The sequence below is a fragment of the Devosia sp. FJ2-5-3 genome (assembly GCF_029201545.1).
GTDB lineage: Bacteria > Pseudomonadota > Alphaproteobacteria > Rhizobiales > Devosiaceae > Devosia.
This window is the reverse complement of record NZ_CP104007.1, coordinates 4,011,860-4,029,957: the sequence shown is the minus strand read 5'-3', so window position 1 is coordinate 4,029,957 and position 18,098 is coordinate 4,011,860. Positions and strand designations below refer to the sequence as shown.

General features: G+C 63.7%; 16 protein-coding genes. 12 read left to right on the top strand and 4 right to left on the bottom strand.

Translation table 11 applies throughout. The features are described 5' to 3' along the window. The first annotated feature begins 30 nt into the window (after positions 1–30). The 7 genes from N0P34_RS19290 to N0P34_RS19260 all read left to right on the top strand — a co-directional run bounded on the left by N0P34_RS19290 (position 31) and on the right by N0P34_RS19260 (position 6,772). Entirely contained in the window at positions 31–1,008 is a 978-nt protein-coding gene (locus tag N0P34_RS19290; RefSeq protein ID WP_275604822.1) for a heparan-alpha-glucosaminide N-acetyltransferase, read from the top strand. Positions 1,009–1,164: 156 nt separating this feature from the next. Further along, positions 1,165–1,908 (top strand): sulfite exporter TauE/SafE family protein, encoded by a 744-nt coding sequence (locus tag N0P34_RS19285; protein ID WP_275604821.1) that lies wholly within the window; start codon positions 1,165–1,167, stop codon positions 1,906–1,908. Between the two features lie 26 nt (positions 1,909–1,934). After that, positions 1,935–2,846, top strand: a complete 912-nt coding sequence (locus N0P34_RS19280) for a LysR family transcriptional regulator (protein ID WP_275604820.1) — start codon at positions 1,935–1,937, stop codon at positions 2,844–2,846. A gap of 118 nt (positions 2,847–2,964) precedes the next feature. After that, complete coding sequence (locus N0P34_RS19275; protein WP_275604819.1) at positions 2,965–3,885, top strand: siderophore ABC transporter substrate-binding protein; 921 nt, start codon at positions 2,965–2,967, stop codon at positions 3,883–3,885. A 168-nt stretch (positions 3,886–4,053) separates the two neighbouring features. Then, positions 4,054–5,013 carry an iron chelate uptake ABC transporter family permease subunit gene (locus N0P34_RS19270; protein ID WP_275604818.1) on the top strand — a complete coding sequence of 320 codons (960 nt, stop codon included), beginning with the start codon at positions 4,054–4,056 and terminating at the stop codon, positions 5,011–5,013. Positions 5,014–5,039: 26 nt separating this feature from the next. Beyond that, positions 5,040–6,017, top strand: a complete 978-nt coding sequence (locus tag N0P34_RS19265; protein WP_275607033.1) for an iron chelate uptake ABC transporter family permease subunit — start codon at positions 5,040–5,042, stop codon at positions 6,015–6,017. Beyond that, the gene (locus N0P34_RS19260) at positions 6,014–6,772 is read left to right on the top strand and encodes an ABC transporter ATP-binding protein (RefSeq protein ID WP_275604817.1); all 759 of its coding nucleotides are present in this window, start codon (positions 6,014–6,016) and stop codon (positions 6,770–6,772) included. The genes N0P34_RS19265 and N0P34_RS19260 overlap by 4 nt, the downstream gene beginning before the upstream one ends. On the opposite strand, the gene N0P34_RS19255 is transcribed toward N0P34_RS19260, so the two are convergent. Continuing rightward, entirely contained in the window at positions 6,763–8,508 is a 1,746-nt protein-coding gene (locus N0P34_RS19255; RefSeq protein WP_275604816.1) for a diguanylate cyclase, read from the bottom strand. The two genes, N0P34_RS19260 and N0P34_RS19255, sit on opposite strands and share 10 nt — an antisense overlap. A 12-nt stretch (positions 8,509–8,520) precedes the next feature. Beyond that, the gene (locus tag N0P34_RS19250; protein WP_275604815.1) at positions 8,521–9,351 is read right to left on the bottom strand and encodes a sugar phosphate isomerase/epimerase; all 831 of its coding nucleotides are present in this window, start codon (positions 9,349–9,351) and stop codon (positions 8,521–8,523) included. A gap of 179 nt (positions 9,352–9,530) precedes the next feature. Here N0P34_RS19250 and N0P34_RS19245 point away from each other — a divergent pair, with 179 nt between their 5' ends. From N0P34_RS19245 to N0P34_RS19230, 4 genes are all read left to right on the top strand, one after another. Then, positions 9,531–10,298: an N-formylglutamate amidohydrolase gene (locus N0P34_RS19245; protein ID WP_275604814.1), complete on the top strand. Its 768-nt coding sequence runs from the start codon at positions 9,531–9,533 to the stop codon at positions 10,296–10,298. Positions 10,299–10,339: 41 nt separating this feature from the next. Then, entirely contained in the window at positions 10,340–11,695 is a 1,356-nt protein-coding gene (locus N0P34_RS19240; protein ID WP_275604813.1) for a glutamine synthetase family protein, read from the top strand. 14 nt (positions 11,696–11,709) lie between these two features. Further along, on the top strand, positions 11,710–13,092 hold the full coding sequence (locus tag N0P34_RS19235) for an aldehyde dehydrogenase family protein (protein WP_275604812.1): 1,383 nt from the start codon (positions 11,710–11,712) through the stop codon (positions 13,090–13,092). A 121-nt stretch (positions 13,093–13,213) separates the two neighbouring features. Further along, on the top strand, positions 13,214–14,368 hold the full coding sequence (locus tag N0P34_RS19230; RefSeq protein WP_275604811.1) for an iron-containing alcohol dehydrogenase: 1,155 nt from the start codon (positions 13,214–13,216) through the stop codon (positions 14,366–14,368). 127 nt (positions 14,369–14,495) lie between these two features. Here the strand turns inward: N0P34_RS19230 and N0P34_RS19225 are convergent, their stop codons facing one another. Next, the gene (locus N0P34_RS19225; protein WP_275604810.1) at positions 14,496–15,968 is read right to left on the bottom strand and encodes a mannitol dehydrogenase family protein; all 1,473 of its coding nucleotides are present in this window, start codon (positions 15,966–15,968) and stop codon (positions 14,496–14,498) included. Positions 15,969–16,121: 153 nt separating this feature from the next. On the opposite strand from N0P34_RS19225, the gene N0P34_RS19220 reads away from it, so the two are divergent. Then, positions 16,122–17,033 (top strand): sugar kinase, encoded by a 912-nt coding sequence (locus N0P34_RS19220; protein WP_275604809.1) that lies wholly within the window; start codon positions 16,122–16,124, stop codon positions 17,031–17,033. A 126-nt stretch (positions 17,034–17,159) separates the two neighbouring features. On the opposite strand, the gene ppk2 is transcribed toward N0P34_RS19220, so the two are convergent. Beyond that, complete coding sequence (gene ppk2, locus N0P34_RS19215; RefSeq protein ID WP_275604808.1) at positions 17,160–18,014, bottom strand: polyphosphate kinase 2; 855 nt, start codon at positions 18,012–18,014, stop codon at positions 17,160–17,162. Between the last annotated feature and the right edge of the window lie 84 nt (positions 18,015–18,098).

Below are 18,098 nucleotides of genomic sequence, written 5' to 3'. Positions count from 1 at the left end.
GGGTTAGGGTGAGGGGTCAAGGGAGCCAGAATGTCTGAAACCGCCAGAAAACCCCGCATGCCGGTGATCGATGTGGCGCGGGGTGTCGCGATCCTCGCCATGGCGATTTATCATTTCTGCTGGGATCTCTGGTATTTCGGCTTTGTCGGCTGGGATGTGGGGTTTGATTGGCGCTGGGTGTTTTTTGCCCGCTCGATCCTGTTTGCATTCCTGTTTCTCGTCGGGGTCGGGCTGGTGCTTGGCCATGGCGAGGGCATGCGCTGGAAAGGGTTCTGGCGGCGCTGGCTGTTTGTGTTCGGCGGGGCGCTGGCGATTACGCTGGGCACCTGGCTGACCTTTCCCGAGAGCTTTGTCTATTTCGGCGTGCTCCATGCCATCGCGCTCTTCATGCTGATGGCGCTGCCGTTCTTGTTTGTTCCGGTGTGGGTGACGGGGCTCGCAGCGCTGGCATTCATCCTGCCACCGCTGTTCTTTTCCCATCCCCTGTTCAACGAAAAGCTGTTCTCCTGGCTGGGGTTCTGGGTCGAGCCGCCGGTGACCAATGATCTCGTGCCGGTGTTTCCCTGGTTCGGTGTGGTGCTGCTCGGGGTGATTGCGACGCGGCTGGGCAAAGCAGCTGTGCTGCCGCGTCTGGCCACCATCCCGGTGACCGGGCGGCTGGGCAAGGCAATGGCCTGGCTGGGGCGGTGGAGCCTGCCGTTTTACCTCATCCACCAGCCGGTGCTGCTCGCCGTCATCGTGCCGCTGTCGATGCTGCTGGGAACGCAGGACAGTCTGCGCGAGGCCGATTTCCTGCGCTCGTGCCAGGTGACCTGCGAAACCAGCGGCACCAGCGCGCCGCTCTGCACCACCTATTGCCAGTGCGGCATGGAGGGGCTGACGGCGGATGGGCTGTGGGAGCCAGTCTATTCGGGCGTGCTGACGGCAGATGAGCAGGCAAAGCTCGATGAAAACAACAGGCAATGTTCGGCGCTGATCTATCCGGACTTGCTGGAGCCGGCGCCATAACGCTCTTGCCTCCCTTCGGGTCATCCCCGCGCAAGCGGGGACCTCCGTTTAACAGGGGTTCCCGCTTTCGCGGGAATGACGCCGTGAAATTTACCGGCAAGGGCCCATGCCAAAGCAGTGCTGGCGGGAATGGGGGCGGGAGGGCAATGAGGGTCCATGTCCCTGCTTCTCTACGGTTTCGTCGCCATCGCCGTGCTTTTTACCTCGACCTTGTCGGGCGTGTTCGGCATGGCCGGTGGGCTGGTGCTGCTGGCGGCGCTGCTGACCGTGCTGCCGGTGGCGACGGCGATTGCCGTGCAGGGGGCGATCCAGATCGTCGCCAATGGATCACGCGCAATTCTCTCCCGAAAATACATCGACTGGCGCATTCTGGGCATGATCTGCGTGGGGCTGGTCGCGGCGGCGATCCTGCTCTTTATCCTGCGCTACACGCCTGATCTTGCTACGGTCTGCATTGCCATCGGCCTGATGCCGATCCTGGTGTGGATCCCGAACCACTGGCTGGCGCTCGATGCCAGCAAGCCGCACCACGCCTTTCTCTGTGGCTTTCTCGGCGGTGGGCTCAATCTGGCCGTCGGCGTGTCGGGTCCGACGGTGGACATCTTCTTCATCCGCACCCAGATGGACCGTCGCACCATCGTCGCCACCAAGGCCGCGACACAGGTCGTCTCCCATGCCTCAAAGGTGTTTTTCTATGGCGCCACCGCCTCGGCCATGGTGGCAGGGGACTGGCTTATCGTGTTGGTGGCGGCCCCTTTTGCCATCGCCGGCACCAATCTGGGCTACCACATCTTGCAGCGCCTTTCCGATGCCGGGTTCAGGGCCTGGACCCGCTGGATCGTGACTTTCATCGGCATTTTTTATCTCCTGCGCGGCTTGTCCTTGCTCCTTCCGGCTTGATCGCTATGGTGCCGGCAGGAGACTCCATGGCATCGTTCGACAGCGTCACAGCCCGCCTCATCTTGCTTCTGGCCGAAACGGGCTCGATCGGGCGCGCCGCCGAGCGCGAAGGCATCGCCTCCTCCGCTGTCAGTCGCCGTGTGTCCGACCTCGAGGCGCGCCTCGGCGTTGTCCTGTTCGACCGTTCGGCCCATGGGGTGAAGCTGACGACGGCCGGCGAGGCCTATGCCGAAGGCTGCCGCACCGTGCTGCGCGCCATCGCCGATCTCGATGCCTCGATGGCCGATTTCAGCGCCGGCCAGCGCGGCAGCCTGCGCCTGGCCTGTACCGGTTCGGCCCTCACCGGACGCCTGCCGGAACTCCTCGCGCGCTATGCCCAGAAATATCCCGGCATTTCCATTTCCATCGGCGAAATGGGCGCGGCCAAGGCGCTGCTGGCGCTCGACGAGGGACGCGCCGATGTGGCCATCGTCTCCGACAATTATGATTTTACCCGCTTCGACATCCGGCCGTTCGAGGATGAGCGGGTCTGGGTGCTGGCCCCGCCCGACCATCCGCTCGCCAGCCAGATCGAGCCGCGAAAAGCCGTTTCCTTTGCCGCGGCGCTGCCCTATGCGATCGTCAGCGTGCACCGGACCGGCTCACTCGACCGGCTTCTCGGCGAGGCGGCGGGGGCCGTCGGCAAGACGCTGAACGAGACGCTGCGGGTCGAAAGCTTCCCCGCGCTCGTGCGCATGGTCGAGGCCGGGTTCGGGATCGGGTTCCTGCGCTCGACGAGCCTGCATCTGCTGGCCGGGACGGACCTCGTCTGCGCGCCGCTCGCCGAACCCTGGGCGATGCGGCAATTGCTGGTGGCAAGGCGGAAATCGAGCCCGCTCTCGGCGGCGATGAAAAGCTTCATCGCGCTCTGCGCCGAGACCTACGCGCCATCGTCCTGATATCCGGACTAGACAGATCATCTTTTCTTTTGACTCTGCAAAAGAGCCTCGCTAGTGAACTGGACAAGCGCCGTCAGCTTTACGGCGCCTCGATGCAAGAAACTCGATTGGACAATTCATGACGTCGCTTTTCCGCACTTCTTCCCTGGCAGCCGTGCTGATCGCCGGCACGATGGCTCTGGCCCCCGCTGCATTTGCGCAGGACAAGGTCATTACCCATCCCCAGGGTGAAACCACGATCAGCGGCGTTCCCGCCAAGGTGCTGACCCAGGATTGGGCGGTCTATGACGATCTGGTGGCCCTGGGCGTTCCGGTTGCCGGCGTGCCGTCCTCCAATGCCCCGACCTATCTCGGCGCCATAGCGGCCGATGCCGAGCAGATCGGTTCGCTCTTCGAGCCCGATTTCGAGGCCATCGCCGCCTCCGAATCCGACGTCTATTTCGTCGCTGCCCGTTCGGCCTCCGCTTTCGAGACCGCCAAGGACATCCTCCCCACCGTCGATCTCTCGGTCAATAATGGCAGCATCATCGATGGCCTCAAGGCCAATATGGTGACGCTGGGTACCATTTTCGGCCTCGAGGACAAGGCCGCCGAACTCAACGCCGCGCTCGATGCCAAGGTGGCAGAGGTCAAGGCCGCGGCCGAAGGCAAGGGTAATGCGCTGGTGATCGTCACCAATGCCAGCAAGCTTGGCGTCTACGGCCCCGATAGCCGCGTGTCCTGGGTCTATAACGAAGCCGGCATGGCTTCGGCGCTCGACAGCGTCAAGGACGGCGATCATGGTGGCGACGCCGTGTCGTTCGAATTCCTGCTCGAAGTGAACCCGGACTGGGTGTTCGTGGTCGACCGCGATGCGGGCACGGGTGAAAATGCCGGTGCGGCCGCAGCCCTTCTCGACAACGAGCTGTTCAACCAGACCACTGCCGCCAAGGAAGGTCAGATCGTCTATCTGGACTCCCAGGCCTCCTACATCTCCATGCATGGTTACCAGGGCGTGATGCTGCTGCTCGACCAGGTGCTGGCTGGCCTTAACGGCTAGACTTTCGCATGGTCGCCGCCCTTTCCGGGGAGAGGGTGACCAATTGCGGGGTTGCGGCCTGGCCATGACCCCGCTATCGCCGGCGCTATCGGGTCACTCCGAGCTTGCCCCTCCCCTTGCGGGAGGGGAATTGCATTTCCGAAAACCGGAGCCAGCACACATTTGCCTATGCTGATCCTTGCATCGCTGATCACGCTTGCCATGGCGGTCGTCAGCCTTTTCGTGGGCGTCAGCGACGTCTCCCTCGCGAGCCTGTTTGCCGGTGGGATGGATAGTCGCGCCGTCGAAGTGCTGTTCATCAGCCGCATTCCGCGGACCATGGCCCTGATGCTGGCCGGCGGCTCCATGGCCATTGCCGGGCTGGTCATGCAGATGATCGTGCGCAACCGTTTCGTCGAACCCTCGACCACGGGGACCATGGAATCGGCGGGGCTGGGTTTTCTCCTCGTTACCCTTTTTGCCCCCGGCTGGCCGCTGATCGCCAAGATGGCGGTTTCGGCCCTGTTTGCCCTCGGGGGGACGGCGCTGTTCCTGCGCATCCTGCGCGCCGTGCCGCTGCGCGATGTGCTGCTCGTGCCACTGATCGGCATCATGCTGGCCGGTGTCATCGGCGCCGTCACCTATTTCGTCGCCTATCGCGCCAATCTCGTGGCGTCCCTCCTCGCCTGGGAAATGGGCGATTTTTCCGGCGTCCTGCGCGGGCGCTACGAGCTGCTCTGGATCGGGCTGGTCTCGGCGATGCTCGCCTATATCGTGGCCGATCGTATGACCCTGGCCGGCATGGGAAAGGATTTTGCCACCAATCTGGGCATCAACCATCGCGCCGTCGTCTCGCTTGGTCTTTCCATCGTCGCCGTGGTCAGCGCCGTCGTGCTGGTGACGGTCGGCATGATCCCGTTCCTCGGGCTGATCGTGCCCAATGTCGTCAGCCTCATGGTGGGCGACAATATGCGCCGCTCCGTGCCCTGGGTCGCCGTGGGCGGGGCCGGGATCGTGCTGGCCTGCGACATCACCGGCCGGCTGATCCGCTTCCCCTATGAAATCCCCATCTCGGTGGTGATGGGCGTGGTGGGGAGCGTCGTCTTCCTCTACCTCCTGCTGCGCACGCAGAAGCGGGTGGCCGCATGAGTTCTCTCTCCTCTTCGCCGGTCGCAATGCCGGCCCCCAGCCTGCCGAAAAAACTGTCGCGCCCGGCGCTGGTGCTGATCATTCTAGCCGCCCTGGCGCTGATCTCGATCGCCCTCTTCATGACGCTCGGCGCCAAGGGCAGCTGGAGCTTCGTCCTCTCCTTCCGGGGCAAGAAGCTCCTCTCGCTGGTGCTGGTCGCCTATGCGATCTCGGTCTCGACCGTCTTGTTCCAGACCGTCACCAATAATCGCATCCTCACCCCCTCCATCATGGGGTTCGATGCGCTCTATGTGCTGATCAAGACCGCTATCGTCTTCTTCCTCGGCGTCGGCGCGCTCATCAGCATCGACAGCCAGATCCAGTTCCTGGTGGAAGTGCTGGTCATGGTGGGCGCCTCGAGCCTGCTGTTCCGCTGGCTGTTCCTGGGGGAGGAGCGGAGCCTGCACCTCCTTGTGCTCGTCGGCATCGTCTTCGGCATCCTGTTCCGAAGCCTGGGCAATTTCATGCAGCGCATGCTCGACCCGGGCGCCTTCAACGTGCTGCAGGATACGCTCTTCGCCAGCTTCTCGACCACCGATCCGGCCATCCTCGCCATCTCCTGCGTCGTCGTCGCGGCGGTCAGCCTCGTCGGCCTGCGGCTGATGCACACTTACGACGTGCTCTCGCTGGGCCGCTCGCAGGCGATCAATCTCGGTGTCGAGTACAAGCGCACCGTGGCCATCATCCTGGTCCTCGTGGCGATCCTCGTGTCGATTTCGACCGCGCTGGTGGGGCCGGTGACCTTTTTCGGCCTCCTCGTCGCAACGCTCGCCCATTCGCTGGTGGGCAATTCCAAGCACCGCTACGTGCTGCCGGCCGCCATCCTGCTCGCTATCATCTGCCTTGTGGGCGGACAAACCCTGCTCGAACGCGTCTTCGCCTTCGACACGGCGCTCTCGATCATCATCGAGTTCCTGGGCGGCATCGTCTTCATCTTTCTCGTCATGCGGAAATCAGCCCGATGATCATCACCTCCGAGGTCACCAAGAATTACGGCGACAGCTGCGTGGTCGATGGCGTGACGCTAAGCCTGCCCAAAGGCGGCATCACCTCGATCATCGGGCCCAATGGCGCCGGCAAGTCCACGCTGCTGTCCATGGTCAGCCGTCTCATGTCGATGGACCGGGGCAGTGTCACCGTCGACGGGCTCGACGTGACCAAGACCCCAAGCGACGTGCTGGCCCGCCGCCTGTCGATCCTGCGACAGGACAACCATATGACCGCGCGCCTGACGGTGCGGGATCTCGTCTCCTTCGGCCGCTATCCCCATTCCAAGGGGCGCCTGGCGCCGGAGGACCGGGAGCATATCGAGCGGGCGCTGAACTATCTCGAATTGCAGGGCCTCTCCGAGCGCTTCCTCGACGAGCTTTCGGGCGGCCAGCGCCAGCGGGCCTTCGTCGCCATGGTCCTTTGCCAGGACACCGACTATCTGCTGCTCGACGAGCCGCTCAACAATCTCGACATGAAACATGCCATGGGCATGATGAAAATCCTGCGCCAGGCCGCCAATGATTTCGGCAAGACGGTCGTGCTGGTGCTGCACGACATCAATTTCGCCTCCTGGTATTCGGACCACATCGTGGCCATGAAGCACGGCAAGGTCGCCGCCCAGGGCCCCGTCGCCGAGATGATCAAGCCCGAAGTGCTTTCCGGCATCTATGAGATGGACATCAAGGTGCACGAAATCGGCGGGCAGCTGATCTCGGTCTATTACGGCTGATCGGCCGGCCTGCTGCTGATCTCGGCATAGGCCACGACCTTGCCGCGCCCACTGCCCTTGGCCGCGTAGCAGGCCGCGTCTGCCTCCCCCAATGCGTCCAGCGCCGAAGCCGGTCCGGCGCCAAGGGTGGACACCCCGATACTGGCCCCGACGCGATATTCCCGGCCGGTCCAGGAAAACACCAGCGCCCCGATGGCGCGAAGGATCTTCTCGGCCACGACCTTGCCGCCCGGCAGGGGGCAATCCTCGAGGATCACCGCAAATTCGTCGCCACCGATGCGCGCCGCGAGATCGTGCGAGCGGCAGACGCCGCGTATGGTCTGGGCGACCTGCTTGAGCAGGGCATCGCCGGCCGCGTGACCGGAAGTGTCATTGACCGGCTTGAAATTGTCGAGGTCGATATAGAGCAGGCAATGGCGCCTGCCCCCCTGGGCCGAGGCGTTGGCGGTGGCCAGCGCGCGATCGAAAGCGGCGCGATTGGGCAGGCCCGTGAGATTGTCATGACTGGCCGAATGGGCGAGCTGGCGCTGCAGCGCCCGGCTCTGGCTGACATCCTGGAAGACCAGCACGCTCCCCTCGATCCGGCCGCCCGATATGACCGGTGAGGCCGAACAGCGTATGTCGCGATTGACCCCGTCATGCCCGACAAGGACCAGTTCATTCTCCGCCTCGATGGTCTGCCCCAGCTCGAGGCAGATGCGCGCCGGGCAACGGGCCGGCAGGTCCGTCGCGGCCTGCAGAAGCGGGAAGACCGTATCGACCGGCAGGCCGCGCGCGCCTGCGTCGGTGTAGCCGACGAGACGCTCTGCGGCCGGGTTCATGAAGGTGACGAGACCCCTTGCATCCGTGGCGATCATGCCATCGGCAATGGCCTCGAGCGTAACGCGCAGCCTTTCCTTTTCGGCCGCCAATTCCTGCTCGACCAGCTTGATATGGGTAATATCGGTGTCGGTGCCGAGCGTACGGGTGGGGTTGCCGTGCTCGTCCCACTCGACCGGGCGGCCACGGCTGAGGATCCAGATATAGCGGCCATCGCGGGTTCGTTCGCGATATTCGAGCGCGTCGAGCGTATCGTCGCCCTTGTCCTGGCGGTCGACATTGGCCCTGATATAGTCGAGGTCGTCGGGATGGATGCGGGCGATCCAGCTTTCCTGGCTGCCGTCGATCTCCTCGTCCGGCGGAATGCCGCGCATGACGCGCCACATGCGCGAATAATACATCGTGTCATTGACGATATCGTGGTCCCAGACCCCCTGACGGCCGCTTTCTAGAGCGAAATTGAGACGGCTTTCGGAGTGGGCAAGGGCGGCTTCGGCCCGCTTCTGCAGCTCGATGCTGGTGATCTGGAGGATGATCTGCTCGGGACGGCCGGAGGCGTCGAGGGTCAGGCCCGCCGCCAGGCTGATCCAGATCGGATGGCCATCGCTATGGCCAAGCCGGTGTTCGCCGCGATAATGGGCGACCTCGCCCCGGGCGAGCCGTTCGAGATGCTGGCGTGCGGCGCCGCTGTCATCGGCATGGATGAGCGCGTAGATGTCGATCCTGCTGCCGGACGCGATTTCATGGCCCAGGAGGCTGGTGAAAGCCGGATTGATATAGAGCGCCCGCCCATCGGGCGCGGCCACGAGCATGCCGACGGGCGCGGCGTCGAAAAGCCGGGCCAGCGTCTGTGCAGGCAGGGAGAGGTGGGCGGCGCTGCCCCCTCCGGGCGGCGCGACCTTTGCGCGAATACTCATTCCGATGCGGCCCTATTCAAGCCGGGAGAGGATGAAGTCACGCTCGAGCGACAGGCCCGCCCACTCGCTTGGATGGTCTGCATCGAAGATCAGCGTATAGGGGCCGGTATAGCCGGCATCCTCGGCAAGCGCGATGCAGGCGCCGTAATCGGCCTCGTCGAGCTGGCCGGAAACGAAGCTGGCCTTGGCGTGGCAGAGTTCTGCGCGCCGGAAAATGGACGCCAGCGCCTCATATTTGTCTTCGCCCGTCCAATTGCCCAGATCGGCAAGCAGGCCAACCCGGCCCTCGAGCCGGTCGAGCACCTCGTGCACGACCTGCGGGCTGGACAGGAGCGGAAACCAGTTTTCGGTGACCAGCCGCACCGACGAGCCGGCATTGCGGTCGGCCAGCTGGCGCAGCGCGGTGACCGAGCGGTCGATCGCATCGGGAGTGGGAGGCTGCTTGCCGGCGATGATGCGGGCATTTTCGGCGCCGAGTTCATTGGCGACTTCGACCCAGCCGGAAATCCAGGCGGTGTCGCGCGCGCCATTGACCGGGTCGGTAATGTCTCCGGCATCGATGAGCAGGGTCTGCAGCGTTACACCGGACACTTTGAGCTGGTCGCGCAATTCGGCGAGATAGACCGCGTCGAGGCTGCGCATGTGGAAGGAGACGATCTCGAGCCGATGATAGCCGTGATTGGCGAGCACGGACGGCAGGCCCAGCAGCGATTCGCTGCCTTCCCCATAAGTGTCTTCGCCCGGGCCGATATCGGCGCTGTCCAGGTCATGCGGATAGGTCGTGCCCAAAAGGCGATGCAACGACCAGGTGGAGACCGCGATACGGTCAGCACTCTGGGCCATAAGTCTCTCTCCCCTGCCTGTGGACAGAGTCTCATGGCCATGCCAGAGGCGCAACAGCATTCGTGACGCCAAACAAGAGTTTACTGCGCCTGGGCAAATGGGTGGCCTCGTTTTTCGATATTGACACTGGCGGCGATTGGGCACCTGCTTGGACAAAGGGTGAGAAACTATTGGGAACCATGATCGCAGGTGAAGAAAAAGCGGTGACGGTGAACAATGCGCGGGGCGCTTCGCCCTTTGTCGTCGTGTGTGACCACGCCTCCAATTTCATTCCCGAAATCTATGGCGATCTCGGGCTGACGCCGATCGAGCGGGTGAGCCACATTGCCTGGGATCCCGGCGCGCTGGCGGTGAGCCGGGCGCTGACCGAGGCGCTCGATGCGCCCCTCGTCTGGTCCGGCGTTTCCCGCCTGGTCATCGACACCAATCGCGATCTCAATGCGCCCGATCTGATCTGGACGCTGTCCGAGGCAACGCGCATTCCGGGCAACGAAAACCTTTCCGAAGACGAGCGGCGCTACCGGATCGAGCATTTTCACCGACCCTATCATCGCGCCATCGAGGACCTCCTTGAAATGCGACGGCACGCGGGGATGGAATCGGTTCTGGTCTGCATGCATTCCTTCACGCCGGTCTATCATGGCGTCGCCCGCCCCTGGCCGATCGGGCTCCTGCATGGGCGCGACACGGCTTTCACCGAGGCCCTGCGCGATGCATTGGCAGAAGCGGCACCCGAACTCGATATCGGCTGGAACCAGCCCTATGCCGCCCTCAACGGGGTGACGCTGACGCTCGAAAAGCACGGCGACGGGCGCGGGCTCGAGGCCACGATGATCGAATTGCGCAATGACGAGATCCTCTCGAGCGAGGGCGTCTCCTATTGGGCGGACCTGCTGGCCCGGAGCCTGACCGAGGCGCGTCGGAGGCGTTTGACCGCGCGGCCCTAGGGAGAGGGCGGGGCCAGGGGAAAATGGGAGAGGGGACCCGATTGGTATATTCGCTTGAAAATCTGCGGGAGGATGTGGCTGCCGGCCGGATCGATACGGTGCTCGTCGCCTTTCCCGACATGCAGGGACGGCTGATCGGCAAGCGCTTCCTCGCCGAATTCTTCCTCGAAACGGCCATGGAGGAAACCCATGGCTGCGACTATCTCCTCGCCGACGATATCGACATGGAGCCGGTGCCCGGCTATGCGGCGGCCAATTGGAAGAAGGGCTATGGCGATTTCGTCATCAAGCCGGACCTCTCCACGCTGATGAAATGCACCTGGCTCGAGGGCACGGCGCTGGTCATCGCCGATGCGCTCGACCATCACCATGAGCCGGTGCCGCATGCGCCCCGCAATGTGCTGAAGCGCCAGCTGGCGCGGCTCGAGGCCATGGGGCTGTCGGCCAATTTCGCCAGCGAGCTTGAATTTTATCTCTTCGAGGACAGTTTTCGCGCCGCCCATGAGAAGGGGTATCGCGACCTCAAGCCGGCCGGCTACTACATCGAGGACTACCACATCTTCCAGACCACCAAGGAAGAAGGGGTGATGCGTACGCTGCGCAATGCACTGCATGCCTCCGGCATTCCGGTCGAGAACTCCAAGGGCGAATGGGGGCCGGGGCAGGAGGAGATCAATGTCCGCTACGCCGAGGCGCTGACCATGGCGGATCGGCATGTGGTGATCAAGAATGCCACCAAGGAGATCGCTTACGCCGAGGGCAAGGCCGTCACCTTCATGGCCAAATGGGCGTTCGATCTCGCCGGATCGTCGGCGCATATCCACATGTCCCTCGCAAAGGACGGGCAGAACCAGTTTGTCGACGCCTCGGACGAATTGGGCATGTCGGGGCTGATGAAGCATTTCATGGCGGGCCTCCTGACCTATGCCGGCGACATCACCTATTTCCTGGCGCCCTATATCAATTCCTACAAGCGCTTTCAGGTCGGCACCTTTGCGCCCACCAAGGCGATCTGGAGCCGGGACAATCGCACGGCGGGATTTCGGCTCTGTGGGGAAAACACCAGGGGAATCCGCGTCGAGTGCCGGATCGGCGGGGCGGATCTGAACCCCTATCTCGCCTTTGCCGCGCTGCTGGCGGCGGGGATCAAGGGGATCGAGGATAAGCTCTTGCTCGAGCCCGGTTTTTCCGGCGACGCCTATGCCCAAGGGGAGCTGCGCGAGGTGCACAAGACGCTGCGCGACGCCATTGCGGGCCTCAAGCAATCGAAAATGCTGGAAGAGGCGTTCGGGCCGGATGTCGTCGGGCACTATGTCCACACCGGCGACTGGGAGCAGTTCGAATATGACCGGCGGGTGACCGACTGGGAGCGCCTGCGCGGCTTCGAGCGCAGCTAAGAGGGGAGGCGAAAATGACCGAGACAGTGCAGATCATTTCCCCGGTGGACGGAAAAGTCTTTGCCGAACGGCAAACGCTCGACGGGGACGCCATTGATCGGGCGGTGAGCCGCGCCAAGGCGGCGCAGCGGGATTGGCGCCTGCTGGCGCTTGCCGAACGGGTGGCGCTGGTGGACAAAATGGTCGACGCGCTTATCGCCATGAATGACGAGATTACGCCCGAACTGGCCTGGCAGATGGGGCGGCCCATCCGCTATGGCGGGGAAAAGCGGGGTGTCGAGGAGCGCAGCCGGCACATGCTGGCCATTGCAGGGGAGAGCCTCGCGCCGCTGATGCGGCCGGAACAGGACGGGTTCGTGCGCTATATCACCCGCGAGCCGCTGGGCGTGGTGCTGGTGATCGCGCCCTGGAATTATCCGTTTCTGACGGCGGTCAATTCCATCATTCCGGCGCTGGCGGCGGGCAATGTGGTGCTCTTGAAACATGCCAGCCAGACGCTGCTGGCCGGCGAGCGTTTTGGCGCGGCGGCGCGGATGGCAGGCCTGCCGGAGGGCGTGTTCCAGAACCTCGTCATGGGGCATGCGGAAACGGAAAAACTGGTGGGATCGGGGCTGATCGAGCACATCAATTTCACCGGCTCGGTTGAGGCGGGGCGGCGGATCGAGCGGGCGGCGGCGGGGACGTTCGCCTCGCTGGGGCTGGAGCTGGGCGGCAAGGACCCGGCCTATGTGCGGGCCGATGCGAACCTCGATTTTGCCGCCGAAAACCTCGTCGACGGGAGTTTTTTCAATTCCGGGCAATCCTGCTGCGGGGTCGAACGCATCTATGTGCACGAAGATGTCTATGACGGTTTTGTCGACCGTTTCGTCGGGCAGGCGCGCGGCTGGACGCTGGGCGATCCGCTTGATCCGGCGACGATCGTCGGGCCGATGGCGCGGGGGAGCTTTGCCGATCATGTGCGCCGGCAGACCGAGGAGGCCGCACGGGCCGGGGCCAGCCGGCATCTAAACTGGGCCCATGAACGCGACCGCGAGGGCTCGCCCTGGTTGGCGCCCGAAGTGCTAACCGGCGTCAACCACCAGATGAGCATCATGCGCGAGGAGAGTTTCGGGCCGGTGGTCGGGATCATGAAAGTGGCCGACGACGAAGAGGCGGTCGGGCTGATGAATGACAGCCCCTATGGGCTCACCGCCTCGATCTGGACGGATGATCTCGAAGCGGCGGGGCGGATCGGGGCTGCTCTCGAAACCGGGACGGTTTTTGCCAATCGATGCGACTATCTCGACCCCGCGCTCGTTTGGACCGGAGTGAAGGATACGGGGCGGGGCGGGGCGCTGAGCGAGATCGGCTACCATAATCTCACCCAGCCCAAGAGTTTTCATCTGCGGCGCGTGTGAGGGCGCTGGAGCGCGCATCAACACATACGGTGTCATCCCCGCGAAAGCGGAGACCTCCGTTTCGACAACAGGGGTTCCCGCTTTCGCGGGAATGACCCGGTGAGAGTGAGGGCATTGTGCCATGACCAAAGCAAACTGGAATTATCCCACGGCCGTGCGCTTTGGCGCGGGACGGATTTCCGAATTGCCCGAGGCGCTGGCGGCTGTGGGCATCAGAAAGCCGCTTCTGGTGACCGATGCCGGGCTTGCCGGCCTGCCGGTGACGCAGAATGTGCTGGCCGACCTCAGGGGGCAGGGGATCGAAGTGGGCCTCTTCTCGGAGGTCAAGCCGAACCCGGTGGCGGCCAATGTCGAGGCGGGGATCAAGGTGCTGCGCGCGGGCGGGCATGACGGGGTGATCGCCTTTGGCGGCGGCTCTGGGCTCGATACCGGCAAGGTCATCGCCTTCATGGCTGGGCAGACGCGGCCGATGTGGGACTTCGAGGATATCGGCGATTGGTGGACGCGGGCCGACCCCGCGGGGATCCTGCCCATAATCGCCGTGCCGACCACGGCCGGAACCGGTTCGGAAGTGGGGCGCGCGGGGGTGATCACCGATGCGGCTACGCACACCAAGAAGGTGATCTTTCACCCCCTGATGATGCCGAAAATCGTCATTGCCGACCCCGAACTGACAATCGGCCTGCCCACCTTCATCACCGTCGGCACCGGCATGGATGCGCTGGCCCATTGCCTCGAAGCCTATTGTGCGCCGGGCTATCACCCCATGGCTGATGGCATTGCCGTGGAGGGCATAAGGCTCGTTTTCGAGAACCTGCCCAGGGTTGTGTCCAACCCCGGTGACATCGAAGCGCGCGGCCATATGATGAGCGCCGCGGCGATGGGCGCGACGGCCTTCCAGAAGGGGCTGGGGGGCATTCATGCGCTGAGCCATCCGGTGGGCGCGCTTTACGACACCCATCACGGCATGACCAATGCGGTGTTCATGCCCTATGTACTGATATCCAATAAATCGGCCATCGAGGGCAGGATCGCGCGGCTCGCCGCCTATCTCGGCCTGACGCCGAGCTTTGACGCCTTCCTCCATGCCATTGTCGGGCTGCGCCTGCGGCTCGACGTACCGCATACGCTGAGGGATTTTGGCGTGGGGGAGGAAAAACGCGAGCAGATCGCCGACATGGCGATCGTGGATCCGACGGCGGGGGGCAATCCGGTTGAGCTGACGCGGGAGCGGGCGCTCGAGATTTTTGATCGGGCGCTGGAGGGGCGGGTTTAGGGACTCGCCTTGGAATACCCCCTCCTAGCCTCCCCCTGATAGGGGGAGGGACGGATCGCGTTTGTGGAGGGGTCGGGAGCCACTGAAGTGCTCCTCCCCCTTGAAAGGGGGAGGTCGGGTGGGGTGTTTAGTCCACCAGATCCTCGACAGTGCCGCGCGCGCCTTCCTCAAAGAGGCTGTCGAGCATTTCGATGACGGTCTCGCGGAACTCGGCATTGTCGGCGAGGTCGGTGCCGAACACTTCGGTGAGGGCGACGAGGCCTTCGTAGAGCGCTTCCGGATCGTCGCCGGCATCGGTGGCGATGGCCATCATCTTGAGGGCGTGGGGATCCCTGACGTCGATCTCGCTGCCGTCCTCGGCAATGCCGGTGACATAGCGCATCCAGGCGGCGACGCCGAGGGCGAGGCGGGGGAAGGGCTCGCCGGCCTTGAGGCGGTCGCGAATGGTGCCGAGGAGGCGCTGCGGCAGTTTTTGGCTGCCATCCATGGCGATCTGCCAGGTGCGGTGCTTGAGGGCCGGGTTGCGGAAGCGCTCGAGCAGTTCGTCGCGATACCAGCCGAGATCGGTGCCGGGCATGTCGAGCGTCGGCATGGCCTCTTCGGTCATGAGGCCATGGATGAGTTTGACATAGGCCGGATCGCCCATGACTTCGGAAATGTACTCATAGCCCCCGAGATAGCCGAGATAGGCCATGGTCGAGTGCGAACCGTTGAGCATTCTGAGCTTCATCAATTCGAACGGCTCGACATCCCTAACCATCTGCGCGCCGACCTTTTCGAAGGCGGGGCGGCCGGCGGGGAAATGATCCTCGATCACCCATTGGGTGAAGGGCTCGGTCATGATCGGCCAGGCATCCTCGGCGCCGATCAAGGCAGCGACTTCGGCGCGGTCGGCGTCGGTGGTCGAAGGCACGATGCGATCCACCATGATTGAGGGGAAGGCGACCGATTTCACCCATTCCCCCAGATCCGCATCGCGGAGCCTAGCAAAGCGGGTGACGATGCGTTTTGCGGTCTCGCCATTGGAGGGAAGGTTGTCGCAGCTCATCACCGTGAACGGGGCGATGCCGGCGGCCTTGCGGCGGGCGAGCGCTTCCACCAGCATGCCCGGCGCGGATTTCGGCGCATTGGGATGGGCAAGGTCGTGGACGATGTCGGGATGGCGTTCATCGAGCTCGCCATTGGCGGGATCGTGGCAATAGCCCTTTTCCGTGACGGTGAGCGAGACGATGCGGATAGCGGGGCTGGCCATCAGGGCGAGAAGGTCCTCGCGTTCCGCATTGGCGTCCATCACCGAAAGGATCGAGCCGATGACGCGCGGACGGGTGCCGGAGGCATCGCGCACGGCAATGGTATAGAGCCCGTCCTGCGGCTCGAGCGCATCCCTGGTGTCCGGACGACGGAGGCTCGCCCCGACAATGCCCCAGCTCGGGTCGTCCGCCAGGAGATCGTCGACATAAACCGCCATATGCGCCCGGTGGAAGGCGCCGATGCCCAGATGGACAATGCCGGGGGTGACGCTGGCGCGGTCATATCGGGGCACAGCGGTGCCGGCCGTGAGGCCGGCGAGAGTGGTGGGGCTGAGGCGCGCGCTGGTCAAGTTCGTCTCCGGGCAAGCTGAATGGGCCGCAGCATAGTGATTTTCGATCTTGTATGGAAGATGCTGCGCCTTTAGTCAGGTGTAGGGCGCGGGTCTTGCCGGAGCAAGACTGGACCGGCATAAGCCTTGTATGGTGGTGAGGGAGTTTTGCGCATGGCAGGCAAGCGGATCGTCAGCATTGGCGAATGCATGATCGAGATGAGCGGGGGCGAGGACCGCCTTTATCGCCTGGGCTATGCCGGAGATACGCTGAACACGGCCTGGTATTTGCGGGCGCTGCTCGGAGACGATTTCAGGGTCGATTATGCCACGGCGCTGGGCGCAGACCGCTATTCGGACGATATCCGCGCCTTCCTCAAGGCCAACGACATCGGCACCGATCACATCCAGACCATACCGAGCCGCCGGCCTGGCCTCTACATGATCCACCAGGACAAGGGCGACCGGCATTTTACCTATTGGCGCGATAATTCGGCGGCAAAGCTCCTCGCCGACGACAAGGAGGCACTGAGCAAGGCGGTGGACGGGGCGAGCCTTGTCTATTTTTCCGGCATTACCCTCGCCATTCTGGCGCCAAAGGCGCGGGGGCGATTGCTCGGCGCGATCGTCAAGGCGCGGGACAATGGCGCGAAAATCGCCTTCGACACCAATCTGCGGCCGGCGCTGTGGTCGAGCGAGCGCGTCATGGCTTCGGTGCTGACGGCGGCGGCGAGCCTCTGCGATATCGTCCTGCCGACCCATTCGGATGAGGCGCCGCTCTTTGGCGACAAATCGGTGGAGGAGACCGCAGAGCGCTATCTCGAGCTCGGCGTCGAGGAAGTGGTGGTCAAGGACGGCTCGAAAGAGGCACTGATAGCGACGGCCAGTGAACGGGTGAAGATGGCCCCGCCGCCGGCGAAAAGCGTGGTCGATGCGACGGGGGCCGGCGACAGCTTCAATGGCGGCTATCTCTCGGCGCGGCTGATGGGCAAGTCCATCGAAGAGGCCGCCGCAAACGCGCATCGCGTGGCCGGCGTGGTGATCGGGCACAAGGGTGCGCTGGTCGACAAGGGGCTGCTGGGCTAGCCGGAGTTTGGGGAGAGAACCCCCACCCAACCTCCCCCTGGGTAGGGGGAGGGGTTTCATCGAGTGCTTGGCCCGGTAGGAGGTAATTAGTGAGCCAGGTGCCAACCTCGATCTTGCCGCCTTCCGCTATTCTCCCTTCACGGCCAAAAACTCTTCGGCGCTGAGGACGATCTTGCGGTCAATCTTGCCGATTTCCTTGTCGTCCTTGCCGTCGAATTCAAAGCCCGAGAGGATGGTGCGGATGACGTTGAGGCGGGTGCGCATCTTGTCGTTGGCGCGGATCACGGTCCAGGGCGCGTGGACGCTGTCGGTGCGCTTGAGCATGGTGTCACGGGCGCGGGAATAGTCGTCCCATTTGTTGAGCGCCTCAAGATCGACCGGGGAGAGCTTCCAGGTTTTCAGGGGATCGTGCCGCCGGTCGTGGAAACGCTTCAATTGCATCTCACGACCGATCGACAGCCAGAATTTGAAGAGTTTTATCCCGTCCCGGGTCAGGCGCTTTTCGAAGGCCGGGGCCTCTTCGAGGAAGATCTCGGTTTCCTCAGGCGTGCAGAACCCCATGACCGGTTCGACCCCGGCGCGGTTGTACCAGGAGCGGTCGAACAGCACCATTTCACCGGCGGCCGGCAGCCAGTCGATATAGCGCTGGAAATACCATTGGGTGCGTTCGCGATCGTTCGGCTTTGGCAGGGCCGCGATGAGATTGTAGCGCGGATTGAGGTTCTCGAGGATGCGCTTGATGGTGCCGCCCTTGCCGGCGGCGTCGCGGCCTTCAAACACCACCACGGTCCGCTCGCCCGCCCGCGCCATATGGGCCTGCAGCAGCACCAGCTGCTTTTGCAGCGCATAGATCTGCGTGTCATACTCCTCCTCATCCATGGCTTCGTCATAGGGAAAGCCACCGGAGGTGAGCGCCGCCCGCTTGATGGCTTTGGGCAGCTGGGGGTCGTCAATGTCGAAGCTCTCGAAGGGGTCGGTCACGCTGTCGCTCCATTGTTACAATGAGCGTGCTAGAAACGGCACGCGCGCACAAGTGGTGGATGAAACGGTTTGAGGAGGCGGCCC

Excerpts from the sequence above, each read along its gene's own strand:
- N0P34_RS19290 (WP_275604822.1), top strand. The coding sequence starts at position 31 with ATGTCTGAAACCGCCAGAAAACCCCGCATGCCGGTGATCGATGTGGCG.
- N0P34_RS19285 (WP_275604821.1), top strand. The coding sequence starts at position 1,165 with ATGTCCCTGCTTCTCTACGGTTTCGTCGCCATCGCCGTGCTTTTTACC.
- N0P34_RS19280 (WP_275604820.1), top strand. The coding sequence starts at position 1,935 with ATGGCATCGTTCGACAGCGTCACAGCCCGCCTCATCTTGCTTCTGGCC.
- N0P34_RS19275 (WP_275604819.1), top strand. The coding sequence starts at position 2,965 with ATGACGTCGCTTTTCCGCACTTCTTCCCTGGCAGCCGTGCTGATCGCC.
- N0P34_RS19270 (WP_275604818.1), top strand. The coding sequence starts at position 4,054 with ATGCTGATCCTTGCATCGCTGATCACGCTTGCCATGGCGGTCGTCAGC.
- N0P34_RS19265 (WP_275607033.1), top strand. The coding sequence starts at position 5,040 with ATGCCGGCCCCCAGCCTGCCGAAAAAACTGTCGCGCCCGGCGCTGGTG.
- N0P34_RS19260 (WP_275604817.1), top strand. The coding sequence starts at position 6,014 with ATGATCATCACCTCCGAGGTCACCAAGAATTACGGCGACAGCTGCGTG.
- N0P34_RS19255 (WP_275604816.1), bottom strand. The coding sequence starts at position 8,508 with ATGAGTATTCGCGCAAAGGTCGCGCCGCCCGGAGGGGGCAGCGCCGCC.
- N0P34_RS19250 (WP_275604815.1), bottom strand. The coding sequence starts at position 9,351 with ATGGCCCAGAGTGCTGACCGTATCGCGGTCTCCACCTGGTCGTTGCAT.
- N0P34_RS19245 (WP_275604814.1), top strand. The coding sequence starts at position 9,531 with ATGATCGCAGGTGAAGAAAAAGCGGTGACGGTGAACAATGCGCGGGGC.
- N0P34_RS19235 (WP_275604812.1), top strand. The coding sequence starts at position 11,710 with ATGACCGAGACAGTGCAGATCATTTCCCCGGTGGACGGAAAAGTCTTT.
- N0P34_RS19230 (WP_275604811.1), top strand. The coding sequence starts at position 13,214 with ATGACCAAAGCAAACTGGAATTATCCCACGGCCGTGCGCTTTGGCGCG.
- N0P34_RS19220 (WP_275604809.1), top strand. The coding sequence starts at position 16,122 with ATGGCAGGCAAGCGGATCGTCAGCATTGGCGAATGCATGATCGAGATG.